Annotated in this window: 14 protein-coding genes; 4 read left to right on the top strand and 10 right to left on the bottom strand. The window is 64.0% G+C overall.

What is annotated here, in order from left to right:
* Positions 1 to 22: 22 nt before the first annotated feature.
* From acpA to B0E48_RS01030, 4 genes are all read right to left on the bottom strand, one after another.
* A complete protein-coding gene (acpA, locus tag B0E48_RS01015; RefSeq protein ID WP_077515589.1) occupies positions 23 to 1,720 on the bottom strand; it encodes an acid phosphatase in 1,698 nt (565 codons plus the stop codon).
* Positions 1,721 to 1,751: 31 nt separating this feature from the next.
* A complete protein-coding gene (locus B0E48_RS01020) occupies positions 1,752 to 3,314 on the bottom strand; it encodes a peptidase S10 (protein ID WP_077515590.1) in 1,563 nt (520 codons plus the stop codon).
* 16 nt (positions 3,315 to 3,330) lie between these two features.
* Positions 3,331 to 4,887, bottom strand: coding sequence for a peptidase S10 (locus B0E48_RS01025; RefSeq protein WP_077515591.1), 1,557 nt, complete (start codon positions 4,885 to 4,887; stop codon positions 3,331 to 3,333).
* 142 nt (positions 4,888 to 5,029) lie between these two features.
* Positions 5,030 to 5,524 carry an Lrp/AsnC family transcriptional regulator gene (locus B0E48_RS01030; protein WP_077515592.1) on the bottom strand — a complete coding sequence of 165 codons (495 nt, stop codon included), beginning with the start codon at positions 5,522 to 5,524 and terminating at the stop codon, positions 5,030 to 5,032.
* A 140-nt stretch (positions 5,525 to 5,664) separates the two neighbouring features.
* Here B0E48_RS01030 and B0E48_RS01035 point away from each other — a divergent pair, with 140 nt between their 5' ends.
* A complete protein-coding gene (locus B0E48_RS01035) occupies positions 5,665 to 6,585 on the top strand; it encodes a DMT family transporter (RefSeq protein WP_077515593.1) in 921 nt (306 codons plus the stop codon).
* A gap of 22 nt (positions 6,586 to 6,607) precedes the next feature.
* Positions 6,608 to 7,306, top strand: coding sequence for a glutathione S-transferase family protein (locus B0E48_RS01040; RefSeq protein WP_077515594.1), 699 nt, complete (start codon positions 6,608 to 6,610; stop codon positions 7,304 to 7,306).
* 7 nt (positions 7,307 to 7,313) lie between these two features.
* On the opposite strand, the gene B0E48_RS01045 is transcribed toward B0E48_RS01040, so the two are convergent.
* The 6 genes from B0E48_RS01045 to B0E48_RS01070 all read right to left on the bottom strand — a co-directional run bounded on the left by B0E48_RS01045 (position 7,314) and on the right by B0E48_RS01070 (position 15,239).
* Positions 7,314 to 7,979, bottom strand: coding sequence for a Pr6Pr family membrane protein (locus tag B0E48_RS01045; protein ID WP_077516833.1), 666 nt, complete (start codon positions 7,977 to 7,979; stop codon positions 7,314 to 7,316).
* Positions 7,980 to 8,028: 49 nt separating this feature from the next.
* A complete protein-coding gene (gene ubiE, locus B0E48_RS01050) occupies positions 8,029 to 8,781 on the bottom strand; it encodes a bifunctional demethylmenaquinone methyltransferase/2-methoxy-6-polyprenyl-1,4-benzoquinol methylase UbiE (RefSeq protein WP_077515595.1) in 753 nt (250 codons plus the stop codon).
* A 142-nt stretch (positions 8,782 to 8,923) separates the two neighbouring features.
* Positions 8,924 to 10,297 carry an amidohydrolase family protein gene (locus tag B0E48_RS01055; RefSeq protein WP_077515596.1) on the bottom strand — a complete coding sequence of 458 codons (1,374 nt, stop codon included), beginning with the start codon at positions 10,295 to 10,297 and terminating at the stop codon, positions 8,924 to 8,926.
* 90 nt (positions 10,298 to 10,387) lie between these two features.
* Entirely contained in the window at positions 10,388 to 13,066 is a 2,679-nt protein-coding gene (plsB, locus tag B0E48_RS01060) for a glycerol-3-phosphate 1-O-acyltransferase PlsB (protein ID WP_077515597.1), read from the bottom strand.
* Positions 13,067 to 13,091: 25 nt separating this feature from the next.
* Complete coding sequence (locus B0E48_RS01065) at positions 13,092 to 14,021, bottom strand: hypothetical protein (RefSeq protein ID WP_077515598.1); 930 nt, start codon at positions 14,019 to 14,021, stop codon at positions 13,092 to 13,094.
* A 321-nt stretch (positions 14,022 to 14,342) separates the two neighbouring features.
* Positions 14,343 to 15,239, bottom strand: a complete 897-nt coding sequence (locus tag B0E48_RS01070; protein WP_077516835.1) for an HAD family acid phosphatase — start codon at positions 15,237 to 15,239, stop codon at positions 14,343 to 14,345.
* A gap of 127 nt (positions 15,240 to 15,366) precedes the next feature.
* Here B0E48_RS01070 and B0E48_RS01075 point away from each other — a divergent pair, with 127 nt between their 5' ends.
* Both B0E48_RS01075 and B0E48_RS01080 read left to right on the top strand, forming a co-directional pair.
* The gene (locus B0E48_RS01075; protein WP_077515599.1) at positions 15,367 to 16,398 is read left to right on the top strand and encodes an AI-2E family transporter; all 1,032 of its coding nucleotides are present in this window, start codon (positions 15,367 to 15,369) and stop codon (positions 16,396 to 16,398) included.
* A 244-nt stretch (positions 16,399 to 16,642) separates the two neighbouring features.
* Complete coding sequence (locus tag B0E48_RS01080; RefSeq protein ID WP_077515600.1) at positions 16,643 to 19,474, top strand: TonB-dependent receptor; 2,832 nt, start codon at positions 16,643 to 16,645, stop codon at positions 19,472 to 19,474.
* The last annotated feature ends 100 nt before the right edge of the window (positions 19,475 to 19,574 follow it).

Below are 19,574 nucleotides of genomic sequence, written 5' to 3' on the forward strand. Positions count from 1 at the left end.
GGTAAGTCCGGTAAGGCGGTGGTCAGCTGATGTCGAATTGCAGCGCCGCGGTGAGGTCGCCCGGTGGCGGTCCGCCCGCGGCGATCATGGCCTGGTCGCGCATGACGATGCCGGGCAGCTTCGCCAGCCCGAAGCGGCGGGTGAGGAAACGCTGGATCGAGCCGGTGTCGTAGATGGTGTGGTCGACGAAACCCTTCTTCGCGAACGGCGACACGAGCAGCGCGGGGATGCGCGAACCCGGTCCCCAGCGATCACCCTTCGGTGGCGCCACGTGATCCCACCAGCCCCCGTTCTCGTCGACCGTGATCACTACCAGCATGTGCGGCCATTGCGGACTTTTCTGCAGCGCCTCGACGATGCGTGCGAGGTGGCGATCGCCGGCTTCCACACTGGAGTAGCCGGCATGCATGTTCAGGTCACCCTGCGGCTTGTAGAACGACACCGGTGGCAGCGTGCCGGCCTCGATCGCGGCGATGAAATGGTTGCCGTTGGCGCTCTCGCCGATGCCGGCATCGCGCAGGTGCTGCTGCCGCGCCGGCGTGCCCGGCGCGAAATTCTGGAAGTAGTTGAACGGCTGATGATGGATCTGGAAATTCGGACTTTCCGGAAACACGTGATGGTCGCCGTCACCATGTCCATCCAGCGCAAGCTGCCAGCCGCCGGCATACCAGGCCCAGTCGACCCCGGCGGCCGAGAGCGTATCGCCGATGGTCAGGTGCACCTGCGGCGGCAGCGTGGTCGGGCTGTCGGCATCGGCCAGCTGCGGATTGTGCGCATCGTGGTTGAACGCGGGTGCGTAGGCCGGGCCGATCGTGTTCACTGCCCAGAAGTCGGGCGTCAGCGCATCGGGCGCGGCGAACTTCGCGCGGCCCTGCATCGCGCTGACTGGCGTATTGTCGGTCAGTACCGGGCGGATCCCGGTGGGATCGTCGCCTTCGACCTGGGCCAGCTGGAATTTCCCCGGGCGCTGTTCCGCGTCCGGGTAGAACGGCGGCTGTGCAGCGACCAGGTATTGATGGTTGAGGAACGAACCGCCGAAGGCGCCCATGAAGAAGTTGTCGCACAAGGTGTACTGCTGCGCGAGTTGCCACAGCCGCAGGTTGTCCGCGTTGTTCGCATAGTGGCCCATCACCATCGCGCCGGTATTGCCCCAGGCGACGAAACCATCGTTCCTGCCGCCATTGATCTGCAGCTGGTTTTCGTAGAAACGATGGACCAGGTCGCGCGTGACCACGCCTTGCGGCAGTGGCGCGCCGTCCGGCGTATGCAGGGCAAACGGCCGGTTCGGCAGGCCGGTGATCGCATCCTCGCCGATCTGGTAGTGCTGGCCATCGACGTTTTGTACATGGGGTGCCAGCCCGCCCCAGATCGGCGGCAAGGTGGTGAGCAGGCTGCCGTCGCGATCGCGCTGGCGGTATTCGGGCGAATCGAGGTCCTTCAGCGGCTGCGCCAGCCCGGGGAAGTGTGCGAACAGGTTGTTGAAGCTGCGGTTCTCCGCGTACAGCACCACCACCTGCTGGATGTGCTGGCGCAGCAAGGTGTCGAGCGTGTTCGCACTCGTCTCGGATGCAGCTGGCCGGCTTTCATCGGGCGCCCGACAGCTGCCCAGGCTCAGTACCGCACCGGCCAGTGCGATGCCACCGAGCAGGCGCCGGCGTTCGGGATTGAGTGGGGCGTCGTCAGCCGCCACCGGCGGCTGGTCAGTGGGCTTGCGGGTCATCGGATCGGTCGATTGGGTTCAGCTTCCGATTCTAGGACTGTGGCGCCGTCTCGTCATAGAAGCGTGCCAGATCCGCCTTGACCTGCTTCAGCGCATCCACGTCGAAATAGATCATGTGCCCGGACGGGTAGAAGCCGAATTCGATGTTCTTGCGGATCGCCGGGTCGAGGCCGAGATGGCCGAGATCGAACTCGGTGGCATAGAACGGCGTGGCGAGGTCGTAGTAGCCGTTGGCCGAGAACACTTTCAGGTGCGGATTGCGACGCATTGCGTCGGACAGATCGGTGCCGACGTACGGTGCCTGGGTGAAGCCGTGACCACCCTTGCGCTTCCAGTCCCAGCCACTGTTGATCACGCCGTAGTTGTTCGGCAGGTACGCATGGTCACCGGTGTACTTCAGCTCGCTCTCGGCGTACTGGTTGAACGCGGCCAGGTAGGCGCCGGTGGCGGCGTCGCTGGCAGCATCGCCGTCGGGCGTCTCGCCGGCGGCATCCGGATCGATGCCTTCGAAACGGCCATCCAGACGTCCGACCGTGCGGCGCTGGTCACGCAGCAGCTCCTTGCGGAAGCGGCTGGGATCGATGCGCAGGTTGGCCTGCTTGATATAGGTCGGCGACAGGCCGATGTACTGGCTCAGCTGGTTGGCGATGCGGTCGGCCTCGGCCGGCTCGATCGCATCGCCCTTGGCCAGCGCCAGCGTGTAGTCGGTATCGGCGAAATGGCGCACGCCGGCGAGGAAGCTGGCGATGTCGGCCGGCTTGTTGGGAACCTTGTTGTGGTACCAGGCGATCGCCGCCTCGGTTGGCAGGTTGACGATGAAGGCATGGTCGATGCCGGTGCTGGACCACACGTTGAAGTCGAGGATCGAGGACATCAGCACGACGCCATTGAACTCCATGCCCTGCTCCTGGAGCAGCTTCACCAGCACCGCCGAGCGGGTGGTGCCGTAGCTCTCGCCGAACAGGAACTTCGGCGAATTCCAGCGATGGTTGTCGCCAATGTAGCGGGTGATGAACTTGGCGAACGCGTCGGCGTCCTGATCCACACCATAGAAATCCTTGCCCTTGGCCTCGCCGACCAGCTGCGAGTAGCCGGTGCCGGGCGCGTCGATGAAGACCAGATCGGTCTTGTCGAGCAGGCTGTAGTCGTTCGGCACGGTTTCATACGGCGGCGGCGGAATCGGCTGGTCGCCGCGGTTGGCCACGCGCACCGGGCCGAACGAGCCCATGTGCAGCCACATGCTCGACGAGCCGGGGCCGCCGTTGTACATGAAAGTCACCGGCCGCTTGCCCGGCTTGCCGTCATCCACGGTGTAGGCGACGTAGAACACGCTGACCGTGGGCTTGTCCTTGTCGTCCTTGATCAGCAAGGTGCCTGCGGTGGCCTTGTAGCTGACCGTGCGATTGCCGATGCGCACGCTGTGCTTGCTGACCACGGCATGTTCGGGCGGGATCGGCAGCTCATCCTTCTTGCTGTCCTTGTCGGTCTGCGCCGTCTTGGTCGCATCCTTCGGTGTCGTGTCGTCGGCATGGACGGGACTGCCGAGGGTCAGCAGCAGGGCGAGGACGAGTGGGGCGAATGAGGATCGACGCATGGTGGATGGTTCCGTGTCAACGCTGCGGAGCGGCGTGGTCGTAGAAGGGCGCGAGGTCGGTCTTGAGCTGCTTCAGCGCGTCAGTGTTGAGATAGATCATGTGCCCCGAGGGGTAGTACAGGAACTGCAGGTTGCCGCGCAGCGACGGGTCGAGGTTCATGTGCGCGAGGTCGTACTCGGTGATGAAGAACGGTGTGGCGAAGTCGTAATAACCGTTGACCGAGAGCACCTTGAGGTTGGGGTTGGTGCGCATTGCATGGGCCAGGTCGCCGGCCACGTAGGCCAGTGGCAGCGGTCGATTCACGCCGGCGGCCTTGTGCTTCCAGTCCCAGCCCTTGCTGATCTCGCCATAGGTGGGCCGGTAGTCCAGGTCGGTGTGGTAGTTGAGCTGCTTGTCGACGTAATCGTGGAATGCGCCGACGAAAGCGCCGCTGATGCCGGTGTCGGAGGCATCGTAGTCCGGGGTTTCACCCGCGGCGTCGGGGTCGGTGCCGGTGAAACGGCTGTCGTATCGGCCCAGGGTGAGGCGCTGGTCACGCAACAGTTCCTTGCGGAAACGGCCAAGGTCAATGCGCAGGTTGGCTTCCTTGACGTATTGCACGGACAGGCCGGTATAGGCAGCGAGCTGCTGTGCCACGGCATCGACCTGGGCGGCTGGTAGATTTTGACCTTGTGCCAGGGCGGCAGCATACGGGCCCTGCGCCCAGGCACGCACCTGATCGAGGAAAGTCTTCAGATCGGCTGGCTTGTTCGGAATCTTGTTGTGGTACCACGCCGCCGCCGCATAGCTCGGCAGGTAGCCGACGTAGGTTTCGTCGTAACCCGGAATGCGAATGCCGTAGTTGAGGATTGACGACATCAGGATCACGCCGTTGAACGCCATGCCCTGGTCCTGCAGCGCATCGACCAGTGCGGCGGAGCGGGTGGTGCCATAGCTTTCGCCATACAGGAATTTCGGCGAGTTCCAGCGCTTGTTGAGGCTCACGTAGCGCTGGATCGCGCGGGAAAACGCGGAGATGTCCTGGTCCACGCCCCAGAAGTCCTTGCCAGTGGCCTTGCCGAGCGGGCGCGAGTAGCCGGTGCCGACCGCATCGATGAAGACCAGGTCGGTCTTGTCGAGCAGGCTGTTGCTGTTCGGTACCAGATGATACGGCGGTGGTGCGGTGGCCTCGGGGCTGGCCGTCTCGATCCGCATCGGTGCGAACGAGCCCATGTGCAGCCACATGCTGGAGGAGCCCGGGCCGCCGTTGTACAGGAAGGTCACCGGCCGCTTTTCCGGCTTGCCGGTGTCGATGGTGTAAGCCACGTAGAACACGCTGGCCTGCGGCTCGTTCTTGTCGTCGCGGATGATCAGCGTGCCTGCGGTGGCGGTGTATTTGATGCTGTGGCCGCCGATGCTGACGCTGTGCTGTGTGCGCGTGGCGTTTTCCGTATCCGGCGCCTTGGCGTCGTGGGCCTCATGGTGTTTGCCGGTGCTGGCCTTGGCTGCCGCGGGGGCTTCGTCGGCATGGCTGGGAGCCAGCGGCGCAAGCGCGAATGCGCTGGCCAGCATCAAGGAAATCAGATGGCGCATGGGAACCCTTTGTCGACACGAATCAGCACTGGAGTATGCGTGCCTGCCAGCGTCGGCGACCGTGACAAAAGTACTGGTCAAGACTTGGACGTCTAAATACGCTGGCGCATGTCTGGTCCAGGCATCGCTGCCAGTGCGGACGTCAGTCGCGCGACATGGCCCGCGCGGCGTTCCACATTGCGCGCGTCACTGGGCGGTTCTCGTGCGGCGTCTGCAGCACGATCAAGGTGGTGGTGCTGGTACTGGCGCCGGTCTTGAGCAGGCGGTCGAGCACCGATTCGAGATGGCTGATCGACATCGCCACCACATACAGCAGCGCAGAGTCCTCGCCGGCCAGGCGTCGGCATTCGAGCACCTCGGGGATATCCGCGACCAGGGCCCCGATACGGGCGCAGGTGATGCCGTCGCAACGCAACCGTATCATCGCGCTGATCTCGTAGCCCAGCCGCTTCGGGTTGACGGCGGCGCGGTAGCCGCTGATCACCCCGGCTTCCTCCAGCCGCTTCACCCGCTCGGCTACCGCCGGCGCTGACAGGCGCACCTTGCGGCCCAGCTCGGCATAGCCCAGGCGCGCATCCAGCTGCAGCGCTTCGAGCAACTGCCAATCCTTGTTGTCCAGTTCAAGCTTTGTTTCCATGACTTTCGATTCCAAGGCGGGATCACGTACTGTTTGATTCGATCGACGGCGAAACATCCCGAAGACGATTCGATGCATTATTCCTCGGCGTCATCGCCAAGACTAGGATGCGCACTTCCCCGCCTCGGAATCCGTTCCCCATGGACACCTCTGAGCGCCTTGACGGGCGCGCCCTTTTCTACATCGGCATCGCGCTGCTGACCTGGTCGTCGGCATATGCGGCGATTGCCTATGCGTTGGCCTCGTTCACCCCAGGCGAGGTGGCGTTCGCGCGGCTGGCGATCGGCTCGCTGTGCTTCGCCGTGTTGTTGCTGGTGAAACGTGTACCGCTGCCGGCGCGGCGCGACTGGCCGCAACTGGCGCTGCTCGGCGTGATCGGGCTGACCGTGTATCACCTGTGCCTCAACTATGCGGAAACGCGCATCGCCAGCGGTACCGCGGCGATCCTGATCTCGCTGGTGCCTGCGGCCACGGCGGCGGTATCGGCGATCTGGCTGCATGAGCGCCTGTCCGCACGCACGCTGGTCGGGCTCGGCGTGGCGCTGGTCGGCGTGGTGATGGTGGTGCTGGCCAGCGGCAAGCAGGTGAAGTTCGAGCCGATGGCGGCGCTGGTGCTGCTCAGCGTGCTCGCCTCGGCGATCTATTTCGTGGGGCAGAAGCCGCTATTCACCCGCAACAGCATGATCGGCGTCACCGCTTTCACGTTCTTCGCCGGCACCTTGGGCACGCTGCCGTCCGGCTGGCATCTGCCGCAGGCGCTGCTGACGGCGCCGGGATCGCATATCGCCGCATTGCTGTGGCTGGGCATCGCGCCCAGCTTCGTCGGCTATCTCGCGTGGAATGCCGCGTTGCGTCGCGCTTCCGCCTCGCAGGTGTCCAGCTTCATCTACTTCTCGCCGCCGATCGCGGTACTGATTGGCTGGGTGTGGCTGGGTGAGCGGCTCACTGCGTTGACCCTCATCGGCGGCGTGATTACTGTCGTCGGAGTGGTGCTGGCGAACGCGCGGCGGCGGCCGGCACCGGCCGTGCCGGTGGTCCACGATACCTGCGAACAGAACTAGGCCATCCAACAAGGATCGTGGCATGTACGAGCTGCATATCGCCAACAAGAACTACTCGTCCTGGTCGCTGCGGCCGTGGCTGCTGCTGAGCGAACTGGGCATTCCGTTCAAGGAGCGGCTGGAGTCATTCGCGCCCGGTACCGGATCGAGCTGGAGTGCCTTCCGCGCGTTCTCGCCAAACGGCAAGGTGCCCTGTCTGCACGACGGCGACACGGTGGTATGGGATTCGCTGGCGATCGCCGAGTATGTGGCCGAGCGTCATCCCTGCGTGTGGCCGGCCGATCCGAAGGCGCGTGCTTGGGCGCGCTGCGCGGCCGCCGAAATGCATTCGGGCTTCAGTGCCCTGCGCACTTATTGCGCGTTGAGCTGCGGTTTGCGCATCCGCCTGCCGAACGATCTGCCAGAGGCGTTGCGCAGCGATATCGCGCGTATCGACGAGCTGTGGAACGAGGGTCTTGCGCGTTTCGGCGGCCCGTTCCTGGCTGGCAACGCGTTCGGTGCCGTCGATGCGTTCTTCGCCCCGGTGGCCTTTCGCATCCAGACCTATGATCTGAAGCTGGGTGATGTGGCGACTGCGTACGCGCAACGCCTGCGCGAACTGCCTGGGATGCGTCGCTGGTATGCCGACGCGCTGCAGGAGCGCTGGCGCGATGCGGAGCACGAAGAGGAGGTAAAGCGGTTTGGCACCTTGCTGGCGGACTTGCGCGCGCCGGCAGGGTGATGTCGTTTCAGGACTGCACAGACAGCGGTGTACCCTTGCTGGCGCGCCGCACCTGCCAGCGCCCCAGCGCGACCAGCAGCAGCGCAACCGCGACGAACACCAGCAGTACCACGCAGGCATCGACCAGCACGCGCAGATAGCCCAGCTGCGTGACGTCGAGGAACGGATACGGATACCAGTGATCCACCGCGCCACGCACCAGCACGTAGGCGAAATAGGCGGCCGGATACAACTGCCAGTGAATGACCTGCGGCCAGCGCAGCGTCGCCTTCGGCACCGCCAGCCACCAGTACAGCAGGAACAGCACCGGCATCACCACATGCAAGGTGTTGTCGGCGACGATCTGCCAGCCTTGCGGTTGCCACAGCTGGCGCAGCATCAGGTTGTAGATCGCCGCGACGATGACGATGCTCATCGCGATCGCGGTGTGTACGTCAGGCCGGGTGAAGAAACGGCCGACTGCTCCGCGCGGCGCGCGCGCATCGGCGGTCAGCGCCAGCGCGGCCAGCACATTCGTCAAAATGGTGAAGTAGCCGACGTAAGCCCATATCCCGGCCAGTGCGCCTTGGCCGTTCGCGATCGTCAGCTGGATCGACAGCAACAGTTGCAGCGCGAGCGCGAACCAGCCGAGCAGGGCAGCGGTGGCGGCAAACAGGCGATAACGGTTCGGCATGGACAACATCCGTCGATGTGGTCGGGCGGGTCGGTGCTGCGGATTCGTCTTACAGCTTGTACGCCCGATGGATGGCCACGATGCCGCCACTCAGGTTGCGCACTTCGACACGGCCGAAGCCGGCGCGTTCCATCATGCCTTTCAGGGTTTCCTGATCGGGATGCTTGCGGATCGATTCGGCCAAGTACTGGTAGCTGTCGGCGTCGCCGGCGAACAGTTGGCCGAGCTTGGGCAGGATCTTGAAAGAGTGGAAATCGTAGAGCTTGCTGAAAACTTCGCTCTGCACCTTGGAGAACTCCAGCACCAGCAGACGGCCGCCTGGCTTGAGCACGCGGCAGATGTCGGCCAGTGCCTTGTCCTTGTCGGTGACGTTGCGCAGGCCGAATGCCATGGTCACCGCATCGAACGAGTTGTCCGGGAACGGCAGTGCTTCGGCGTTGAGCTGGGCCCAGCGCAGGCCGCTGACCAGGCCGCGATCGGTCATGCGATCACGGCCGACGCCAAGCATCGCCGCGTTGATGTCGCCCACTACCACTTCACCGGTGTCACCGACGACGGGTTTGAGCAGGGCGGCGATGTCACCGGTGCCGCCGGCCAGGTCCAGCACGCGATCGCCGCGGCGCACGCCGCTGATCGCTACGAAATGGCGTTTCCACAGCCGATGCACGCCGAACGACATCAGGTCGTTCATCAGGTCGTAGCTGCGCGCGACCGAGGTGAATACCTGGCCGACCAGCTTCTGCTTGTCGCCGACCGGCACATCGCGGTAGCCGAAATGGGTGGTTTTGGGCTGCTCGTTCATGCGTGCAATGTTACAGGATCGACTACTCGCCGCGGTTTGCGATTCCCTGCGGCAACGGTTCTTGTGGGAGCGGCTTCAGCCGCGATGCTTCAGGCAGATCAACGGCATCGCGGCTGAAGCCGCTCCCACAGGCTCGATTGCCTCAGGGCAGTGTGGGCTTGCCGGCTTCCTTGTAGATCACACCATCCTTCATCACGAAGCTGACGTGCTGCATGGCGGTGATGTCGTCCAGCGGATTGCCGGGAACCGCGATCACGTCGGCACCGCGGCCGACCGCGATCCGGCCCAGCTGGTCCTGCTTGTGCAGCAGTTCGGCGGCATGCGTGGTGGCGGCCTGCAGCACGAACATCGGCGGCATGCCGGCCTGCACCATGTACGCGAACTCTTTCGCGTTCTCGCCGTGCGGATAGACGCCGGCATCGGTGCCGAACGCGATCTTGACGCCGGCCTTGTAGGCCTTGCCGGCGGTGGCCTGGATGATCGGCCCGACCTGTTCCGCCTTGGCCGTGACCTGTGGCGGATACCAGCCTTCTTTCGCTTTTTCCTCGGCGAACTTGCCGGCGATGATGGTCGGCACGTACCAGGTGCCGTGTTCCTTCATGAGTTTCATGTCGGCGTCGTCCATGAACGTACCGTGCTCGATCGAATCCACGCCGCCGATGATGGCGCGGCGGATCGCCTCGGCGCCGTGCGCGTGTGCCGCCACGGTGAAGCCGTAGTCGTGCGCCGCGGCAACCACGGCCTGGATCTCGGGTATCGTCATCTGCGCGTTGTCAGCGCTGCTGCTTTCGTCGAGCACGCCGCCGGAAGGCATGATCTTGATCAGGTCGGCGCCATCCTTGTAATGCTGGCGCACCGCTTTCCAGGCATCTTCGGGCGAATCGATGATGCCGTCCTTCGGGCCGGGATCGCCGGCGAGATCCATGCGGAAGCCGTTGGTGGGGTCGGCGTGGCCACCGGTGGTGCCGATGAACTGGCCGGCGCTGAAGATATGCGGACCGGACACGGTGCCGGCATTGATCGCGTTGCGCAGCGCGATGGATTCGTTGTGCTCGTCGCCGAGATTGCGCACCGAGGTGAAGCCGGCCAGCAGGGTGCGTCGCGCATAGACCGTGCTGAGGATCGCGTAGTCGGCGGGATTGAGGCGGAACTTGTCGCTATAAGTGGAGCGGCTGAACTGCATGGTCAGATGGACGTGGCTGTCGATCAGGCCGGGCAGGCAGGTGGCATCGGGCAGGTTGACGTACTGGAACGACACGCCGGCCGCGCGGGCGGCATCCAGATACGGCTTGGTGTCCACCGCGCCGGCATGCAGTTCCCTGATGCGGCCGCTGTCGACAATCACGCTGGTCTCGCCAAGCATCCTGCCAGCGGCGGTGTCGAGCAGGCGCGCGCAGTGCAGCACGCTGACGTCGTGATGGGCTGGCGCGTCGGCGGCGAGAGCGGCTGCCGGCAGCGACAGCAGGATGGCGGTGCAGGCCAGCGCACGGCGCGCAGTTGTTGAGCGTGCAGTCATGGTCGGTGATTCCGGCAGGGTAGACGGCCATCTTAGGCGCGCACACCGACCAGCGTCACGTGACGTTCGGCACGGCGCTGCCGCGCCCGTCTATTCGTGTGGTGGTTTAGCGGTGTCGTCAGTTACGACTGGCGCATCGGCATGCGCGTGCAGATGATGCTCGGCATCGACGTGGCGCTGATGCAGTTCCACGCTGGAGGCGTCGTCGGTGGTCACAGGTGGATCCTGCGCAACGAGGGCCTCGGCAGCAACGGTCTCGTTCGGCGACGACGGTTCCTTCTCGTTGCCGCCGGGCGTGATCTTGAGGATCGAGTGGCGTACCTCGCGCGACAGAATCACCCTGGCGTCGCGCACGATGCCATCCAGTGCGCTGGCGTAGTCGAGCTTGCCGGCATCGTCGGTCCACACGATGCGGCGTTCGCGCAGTTTCTGGATGAAGCCGCGGAACAGCGCCTTGTCGAAGAACTCCGGTGCCGACAGTTCGTTCAGCAGGCTCAGCCGCTGGGCAGTGAGTGCACAGGCGTTCTCGAGTTCGGCGCCGGTCATCGTATGCGGGCCGTTCTTGGCCAGCGCGGCGATCGTGATGTAGTAGCGCTCGAACGCCTGGATCAGGCTGCGCGCGATCACCTTGAGCTGGAACGCGCTGTCGTCCTGGCCGGGTGCACGTTCCAGTACGCGCCCATCGCCGGTGGATTCGAGCATTCCGCGGCGCACGAAGAAGTCGATCGTCGCCTGCAGTTGCGCACCGAAGCCGTCCTCGTCCCACGGCAGGAACAGCTCGTTCTGGATGAACGGGTAGATGATCTTGCCCAGTCGCAGTACCGAGGCACGCGACATGCGCCGATTGTTGAGGAAGCAGCAGGCCACCCACGCGGCAGCGGCGGTGAGGTGCAGCACGTTGTTGCGGAAGTAGCTGAGCAGCACCGCCTGCTCGCCAGTGGCGGTGAGCACGTCGCCGAGCGGATGCTGCACGCGCTGGATCCAGCTCATCTGTTCGCCGTAGGCGATGATCCCGGCCGGGTTCATCGGGGTCAGCGTGACGCGATCGGAATACGGCAGTTCTTCCAGCAGGGCCTTGCTCAGTTCGAGCTGGGCGAGCAGGTCGCTTTCGGCCATCGCGTGCTTGGGTGTGGCGAGCAGGGCGAGCGCCAGCAGGTTGATCGGATTGACGTCGGCGGCGCGGTTGATGTTGATCTGGATCTGTTCGGCGAGCTGGTTGACCACGCCGTTGAGCCAGTCCGGCTTGGCATCCGGGTCGGCACTGGTCGCGCGCCAGTCGGCGCTGGCGGCATCCAGCAGCGGGGTCAGCTCGATCGGCTCGCCGAAGTTCAGCGCCACATGGCCATAGCGCTGGCGCAGCACCTTCAGCCCGCGCAGCAGGCCGAGCAGGGACTCCTTCTCCTTCGGCTTGCCGCTGAGTTCGCCGATGTAGCTCTTGCCCTCCATCAGCTTCTCGTAGCCGATGTACACCGGCTGGAACAGCACGGGTCGACGTGGCGCACGCAGGAACGCGCGCACGGTCATCGACAGCAGGCCACCGCGCGGCGCCAGCAGGCGACCGGTGCGCGAACGGGTGCCCTCGGTGAAGTATTCGATCGGCACGCCGCGGTCGATCAGCTGCGCCATGTATTCCTTGAACACCACCGAATACAGCGGATTGCCGGTGAAGCTTCGGCGCATGAAGAACGCGCCGCCACGGCGCAGGATCGGCCCGATCCCCGGCAGGTTGAGGTTCACGCCGGCGGCGATATGCGGCACCACCACGCCGGATACATGCAGCTGATAGCTCATCAGCAGGTAGTCGGCGTGGCTGCGATGGCTGGGCACGTAAACCACTTCGTAGCCGGGCGCGACCGCGCGAACCTTGTCGAAGTGGTGCATGGCGATGCCGTCGTACAGCTTGTTCCAGAAATTCGACAGCAGGAACGACACCGAACGCACCACCGGGTGCGAATAGTCGGCGGCAATTTCCATCATCAGCTTGTGCGCCTTGCGCCAGGCCTTGGCGTGGCTGATCTTTTCCTTGGCAGCGCTGGCGGCGATCGCGGCACGCACCGGTTCGGCATTCAGCACGGCATCGACCACGGTGCGCCGATGCGACAGATCCGGCCCGATCACCGCGGCACGGATGCGATGGAAGTGGGTGCGCAATACCCGCGCGATCTTGCGCGTGAAACGTTCCGGCGCGAGCTCGCCGGATTCGGCCAGCACGCTGCGCAGCGACACCGGCGCGGAAAAGTGCACCACGGTGTCGCGCCCGTTCAGCAGCACGGCGAGCAGCCGGCGGAAGCGGCCAACCATTACCCAGTTTTCCGAGAACAGCACGCGGAACCAGCCGGTATCACGGCTCGGCGCACGACCGACATAGATCGATACCGGCACCAGCTGGATGTCGCGATCCGGCATGCCTTCCAGCGAGCGCACCAGCTGCCGCAGCGGTTCGTTCGGCGCGCGCTTGCGGTTGCGGCCGAAGATCCAGCCGTCGCGCCGGGCCAGCGCAAACACCGAGCGCCGCCGACGGGTGCCGGCCAGCGCCTGCATCGGGTTGGGCAGGCCGGCCTCGCGGCAGGCGCGTTGCAGGATCAGCGCGTCGGAGAAACCGTCACGCTCGATCACATAGCAGACCGGCACGCCGGCCTGCAGCAAGGCGGCCGGTTCGGCCGGATCGCGACGGATGCGCAGCCACGGCTGCAACAGTTGTCCGGCCAGGTTGAACCACCAGGGAGCGCGCTGGCGAACGGTGGAATCCGCGGTGTAGATATTCTGCATCCGTCTATCCTAACGGCTGCGTTGTTCAGTCTTTCGTTGGCGCGGTGCCGGCGGCGGCCGGGGCGCTGCTGCTGGCCGGGGGCTGAATCAGTTGCTGATGCGACTGGCGTACGTGGTTCAGCATGTCCTCGCTGTACCAGCGGCCGTCCTGCTGCACCAGGGTCGATTCGGTCGACAGCGGTTTGCCGAGCAGGGTGTAGTCGATCTTCACCACCGCGTGGCCGTTGCTGCTGGATACCGGGGTGAATTTGACCGAGTTCAGCGTGTCGTCCACCGACAGGCCGTAGGTCGCCAGCACCTGTTTGGCGCCGCCGAGGCCGGTCGCGTACTTCGCCATCGCGGTATCGAAATCCATCGCGCGCAGTTGGTCCGGGCTCTTCAGGTCCAGCTTGCGTACGGTGGTCACCGCCACGCCGATCGCCTGTTTCGCCTTGGCCTGGTCGAACCACGGAGCCTGTTGCGCCCATGGGGCGAGCACGTCGAGCACGTTGCTGGTCTGGGTCTTCTGTGCGTCGGTGAGGTTCTTGTTCTGCGCCACGGTGTTCTTCACCAGTGCTTCGCCGACGCTGATCAGCACCGGCAGCTGGTCCTTGTACTGCTGTTCCATCGTGGCCAGCTTGGGCTGCAGCTCGCTGTACAGCTTGTTCTCGGCGTCAGGCGCGGTGAACTGCTGCATCGTCTGGCTGAACTTCGCGCGATCCTCGGCGGTGATCGGCTCCGCGTCCTGTGCGTGACGGCTCCAGTCGGCACGCAGGTTGGCATAGTCCGCTGGCGGCAGCGCGTGCTTCCACAAGCCATTGAGATCGTTTGCCTTGAGCAGGTCGATCGTGCCCTGCAGGGCGGCCTGCGGCGTGCTGCCACCCGGCTGCGAGGCGTCGTCCTTGCCGTGGCACGCGCTCAGCAGCAGTGCGGCGGACAGGGGCAGCAGGGCATAACGAAGGGCGGGCAGACGCATGGAAGGTTCTCGCGGCAGGGACAACGGACAGGGATGCGCCCAAGTGGCGCGGTGAACGGGCAGGGTAAGGGTCGCGGTGGCACCGAAACAAGGGCCGGGCGCAGGATTTCGCGCCGGAAGATGCTGCGCCACAAAAAGAAAACCCCGCGGGCGCGTAGCCTCACGGGGAAATCCGGCAGAGCCGGAAGGGAAATGGCCTCGTCTGCAAAATGTTGGTCAGCAGGTGTCGGCAACACAAATATTACTTGTTTGTTAAAGTTAAGGCAATACTTTTGTTTATTCTTGTATTACATTGATTGGTAAGCAAATTTACAAAATTCGTTACTGGTAGCGCAGGGCGTCGATCTTCTGTTGCCGGCGCTGCTCGCGCGGGGCGCTCCAGTCGTTGTTGAACAGCGCCGGCTCCCACGAACCATAGGTGGGGTTCGGCAACACGAACCAGCGCGTGCCGATCCACGGCAGGTAGTCGGCCATGACTTTGCGGCGACCGGCGTCGGAATTGTCGAGCACATCGACGAAATCGCCGATCTGGTCGCCGAACTGCATCAGCACGCGGTACTGCCGGGCGACCAGCTGGCGGCGGCAACCCTTCTCGGTGCCGGCCTGCTCGCAGCCCTCGAGCACCGTGCCCAGGCCGAGAAACGCCTCGGGGCCGTTCACCGGCAGACCTACCTTGCGCAGGTTGGCGATGGTGGCCTGATCCAGATCCTTGGCACGGTTGGAGAGATAGATCACCGCGATACCGTGCTTCGCCGCGAACTGGGTGAACTCGACTGCGCCGGGCATCGCGCGGGCCTGCTGCTCCTTGCACCACGCCGCCCAGTCGGCCTCGTTGAATTCGCCGCCGCTCTTCACCACGCGCGCCTGATACGGCGAGTTGTCCAGCACGGTTTCGTCAATATCCAGCACCACGGCGGGTTTCAGGCCCTTGAGCGGCGTCGTGCGATCCGCCTTGTCCAGTGCATCCCACTGCGGGTCGTGCAGCGCGGCCAGCAGGCGCGACTCGGCGTCGCGATAGGTCTGCAGGTAGATCAGGTCGTGTTCGATCGCGGTCTGGGTCCATGCCACCGCATTCAGGTTGTCATCGGCGGCGACGCCGGTGACGACAGCCGTTGCGGCCGGTGGTGCCGGTGCCGTGGCAGCGGGATGCGGCGGCACACTGGCACAACCGGCGAGCAGGGCGAACACGGCCAGAGCCGGGGACAGACGAACAGACATGCGGGAATCCTTGAACATGAAGACCATGACGATGCCCGGAGTTTACGACAGCCGCGTGTCCAGGCTGGCAGCCATCGCGACCTGCTGACAGACTGACCGTCCCGACGCCCTCACGGTTGCGATCCGCATGAACTCCCCTACGCCCGCGCCGCGCGAGTCTTCTCCGCTGATCCGTTACGTGAGCTGCGTGCTGGCCGCGGTGGCGCTGTTGTCGATCATCGAGCTGCATCTGCTGTCGGCGTTGCTGGCCGGTCTGCTGGTCTACGAACTGGTGCAGGCGGTAACGCCGTTGCTGGGCCAGCGCATCTCCGGCGATCGGGCGAGGGTGCTGGTGGTCGCGGCCCTGGGAGCGATCGTGGTGGGTTTGCTGATCCTGCTGATCCTCGGTGCGATCAGCTTCTTCCGCAGCGAGATCGGCAACCCCGAGCTGCTCTGGCAGCAGCAACTGATGCCGCTGGTGGAGAAAGCCCGCCAGCAATTGCCGGCCGTGGTGGTCGATCACCTGCCGGACAGCGTCGATGACCTGCGGGTGGGCGCGGTCGAGCTGGCCCGCAAGCATGCGGCGACCCTGCAGCTGGCCGGCAAGGGCGCGGTGCGAGTGTTCGTGCACATCATCATCGGGCTGGTGCTGGGCGCGATCATCGCGCTCAGCCGTGCCCGTCCTGCGCATCAGGTCGGGCCGCTCGCCGCGGCGATGGGCCTGCGCTGCCAGCGGCTGGCCGAGGCGTTCCACAACATCGTGTTCGCGCAGATCAAGATCTCGCTGATCAATACCCTGTTCACCGCGATCTTCCTGCTCGGCGCACTGCCGCTGCTGGGCATCCACGTGCCGCTGGCTAAGACACTGGTGGTGCTGACCTTCATCGTCGGACTGCTGCCGGTGGTCGGCAACCTGCTGTCCAACACCGCCGTCACCGTCGCCGCGCTGTCGGTGTCGCTCGGGGTTGGTGTCGCCGCGCTCGGCTTCCTGGTGCTGATCCACAAGCTGGAATACTTCCTCAACGCGCGCATCGTCGGTACCCAGATCCACGCCCGCGCGTGGGAATTGCTGATTGCGATGCTGGTGATGGAGGCCGCCTTCGGCCTGCCGGGCGTGATCGCCGCGCCGATCTATTACGCCTATCTGAAGAGCGAGCTGGAAGCGGAAAAGCTGATCTGATGCCCGCGTAGTCCCCGATACTTCCCAAACGCAAGATCCAACGTGATGAAAAATCATGCGCATTGTGTGAAGAAATTGTTGCAAGTTCTTTCGACGACGTGCTAAAACTTGCCGGTCATGAATCGACCAACCGGCACGGAGAACGCTGGTTTGCGCATCCCGGATGCCGGTTCGTGCCGATAGCCCGCCCACTGACGGACGGGGTTGCCCGCTAGCTAAAAACTCTGAGGGGAGTTCTGAACACATGATCAAGTCGAAAATTACCGTTGCCATCGTGGCTGCATTGGCGCTTGGCTATACCTCCGCCTATGCGCAGTCAGCCCAGACGGATACGTCCCAGCAAAGCACTGAGCAGGCGCCTGACAGCACCAAGGCCAAGAAGCTCGAAGCGGTCACCGTGACTGGCTCGCTGATCCCGTCGTCGCAGATCGAGACGGCCACGCCGGTCATCACGATTACCGCGCAGGACATGAAGGTCCGTGGTTTTACTACCGTGGCCGAAGCGCTGCAGCAGTCATCATTCGCCACCGGCAGTGTGCAGGGCGCGCAGACCTCGGCGTCGTTCACCCAGGGCGCGCAGACGCTGAGCATGTTCGGCCTGCCGGTCGGTTTCGTGAAGTACTTGATCGACGGTCGCCCGATGGGCAACTTCCCCGGCCTGTACAACGGCAGCGATGCGTTCAACAACCTCAGCGGCATCCCGATGGACATGGTCGATCACATCGACATCCTGCCGGGTGGCCAGTCGTCGCTATATGGTTCTGACGCCATTGCTGGCGTGATCAACATCGTGCTGAAAAAGCACATCGACGCCCCGGCGATCGACGTGCGTTACGGCTGGCACAAGGACGGCGGCGGTGCCGACCGTCGCATCAGCTTGGCCGACAGCTTCAGCGCCGGCAAATTCAACGCGCTGGTGGGTGTGCAGTTCGAGAAGACACAGCCGATCTGGGGCTTCGATCGCGACCTGACCAAGCAGTATTTCACCCAGGGTACCAGTGTCCCGGTGGCTTCACGTGATTACCTGGTCAACAGCGGCACCGGTGCCGGCTACCTGTTCGAGGATCCGAACAACTGCTCCAATGTCACCGGCCAGTTCGGGGGCACCGAAGCCAAGCAGCACCGCAAGAACTCCGGTGACTACTGCGGATCGTTCTATAGCCCGGGCTACAAGACGGTCACTAACGACGACAAGACGGTCAACCTCTACACCCACACCACGTTCGACGTCAGCGACAACCTGCAGCTGTACGGCGACCTGCTGTACAACTACGAGGAGACGAAGACTTCGGTGGGCTCCAGCTACACCTGGTGGGGCACCTCGGTCGACTACGGCTACATCTACGACGAGAACCTTGACGACTTCGTGAACCTGCAGCGCGCGTTCTCGCCGGAGGATGTCGGCGGCTACAGGAACATCATGAACAAGCAGACCGAGAACTCGTACATGCTGACTCTCGGTGGCAAGGGTACGTTCGGCCAGTCGAACTGGGACTACGACGTCGGCTTCACGCACTCGGATGACAAGTTGTTGGCGCATGATTTCCAGCGCTTCGATGGCGCCATCGATGCCTACTTCCGTTCGCATGTGCTCGGGCCGCAGCATGGCCTGGATCCCTATTACGGCGCGTACGCAGCCTTCTCCCCGAACTACAATGCGTTCTACCAGCCGATGTCGCCGTCGGATTTCCGCAGCTTTACCGGTTACACGGATACCCGTTCCAAGACTTGGGACAACATGCTGCGCGGTCAGGTGACCAACGCGTCGCTGTTCTCGATGCCGGCAGGTGACGCAGGTATCGCGGTGGTGGTCGAAGGCGGCAACCAGGGCTGGTCCTACGTACCCGATCCGCGTCTGCTCGACGGCGAGATCTGGGGCACCACCGACGTGCAGGGTGCGGGTCATCGCTCACGCTTTGCGACCACGGCCGAGCTGAAGGTTCCGCTGCTGAGCCAGCTGACCCTGGATGTGTCCGGCCGTTACGACGACTACAAGGTCGCGGGCCAGAACGTCAACCACGGCACCTACAACCTCGGCCTCGAGTATCGTCCGTTCGAATCCCTGTTGCTGCGCGGCCGCTATGGCAGCGCGTTCAAGGTGCCGACCCTGGCCGATGAATTCCAGGGCCTGAGTGGCTACTACAGCCAGGTGACCGACTATGCCAACTGCGGCCGCCTGGGTTACAGCGGTCCGAACGTCGCCGATTGTCCGACCAAGTACAGCGACGTGCAGTTCTTCGGCCAGCAGTCGGGCAGCACGAGCCTGAAGCCGATCACCGCGAAAGTATGGAGCTACGGTTTCGTCTGGGCGCCCATGTCGAAAATGTCGGTCAGCGTGGACTATCTGCACTGGGACATCAAAAACGAAGTGAACCAGCAGAGTGCGGACGGCCTGTCGGCCACCGAGTACCTGTGCGATGTCGGCACGATCGCGATGAGCTCGCAGACCTGTCAGGCGGCGTTTGACCAGATCACTCGCGGTACCGCGCTCACCCCGGGCCTGCTTGGTCCGATCCTGGAAATCTATACGCCGAAGGTCAACGTATCCAACGAGCAGGTCAATGCCATCACGGCCAACTTCGGCTACTTGCAGGACATTGGCGCGATGGGCCGACTGTCCTTCAATGCGTCCTACAGCGACATGCTGAAGCACTCCTACCAGGACTACCCGAGCGATCCGGCGATCGACCTGCTGCGTCATCCGAACTGGAGTACCGACTTCAAGAGCAAGGTCAACGCCTCGATCACCTGGAGCCTGGACGAGTGGAGCGCCACGCTGTACGCCAACCGTTACGGTCGTACGCCCAACTACCTGGCCACGGTGTACGACGACTACACCCATACGGGCACTGGCAAGCTTCCGGCGTGGACCCTGTATAACGTCAGCGTGACCTACAACCCGCTCAAGAACCTCGGCTTGTCGTTCCTGGTCAACAACGTGTTCAACAAAATGCCGCCGCTGGATCGCAGCTATCCGGGTACCGCGGGCACGCCGTACAACACTTCCAACTACAACGTGTACGGTCGCGCCATGTACATCGAGGCAAACTACAAGTTCGGTGCCGGCGCGAAGTAAGCGTCTTCACTGCACTCGTGTCATCGACGGCCCCGCTTCGGCGGGGCCGTTTTTTTTACAGCGCCTCGAATGGTTTTTCCCGAGGGCCGCGACAGTGCGC

The organism is Rhodanobacter sp. C03 (assembly GCF_002001175.1).
GTDB lineage: Bacteria > Pseudomonadota > Gammaproteobacteria > Xanthomonadales > Rhodanobacteraceae > Rhodanobacter.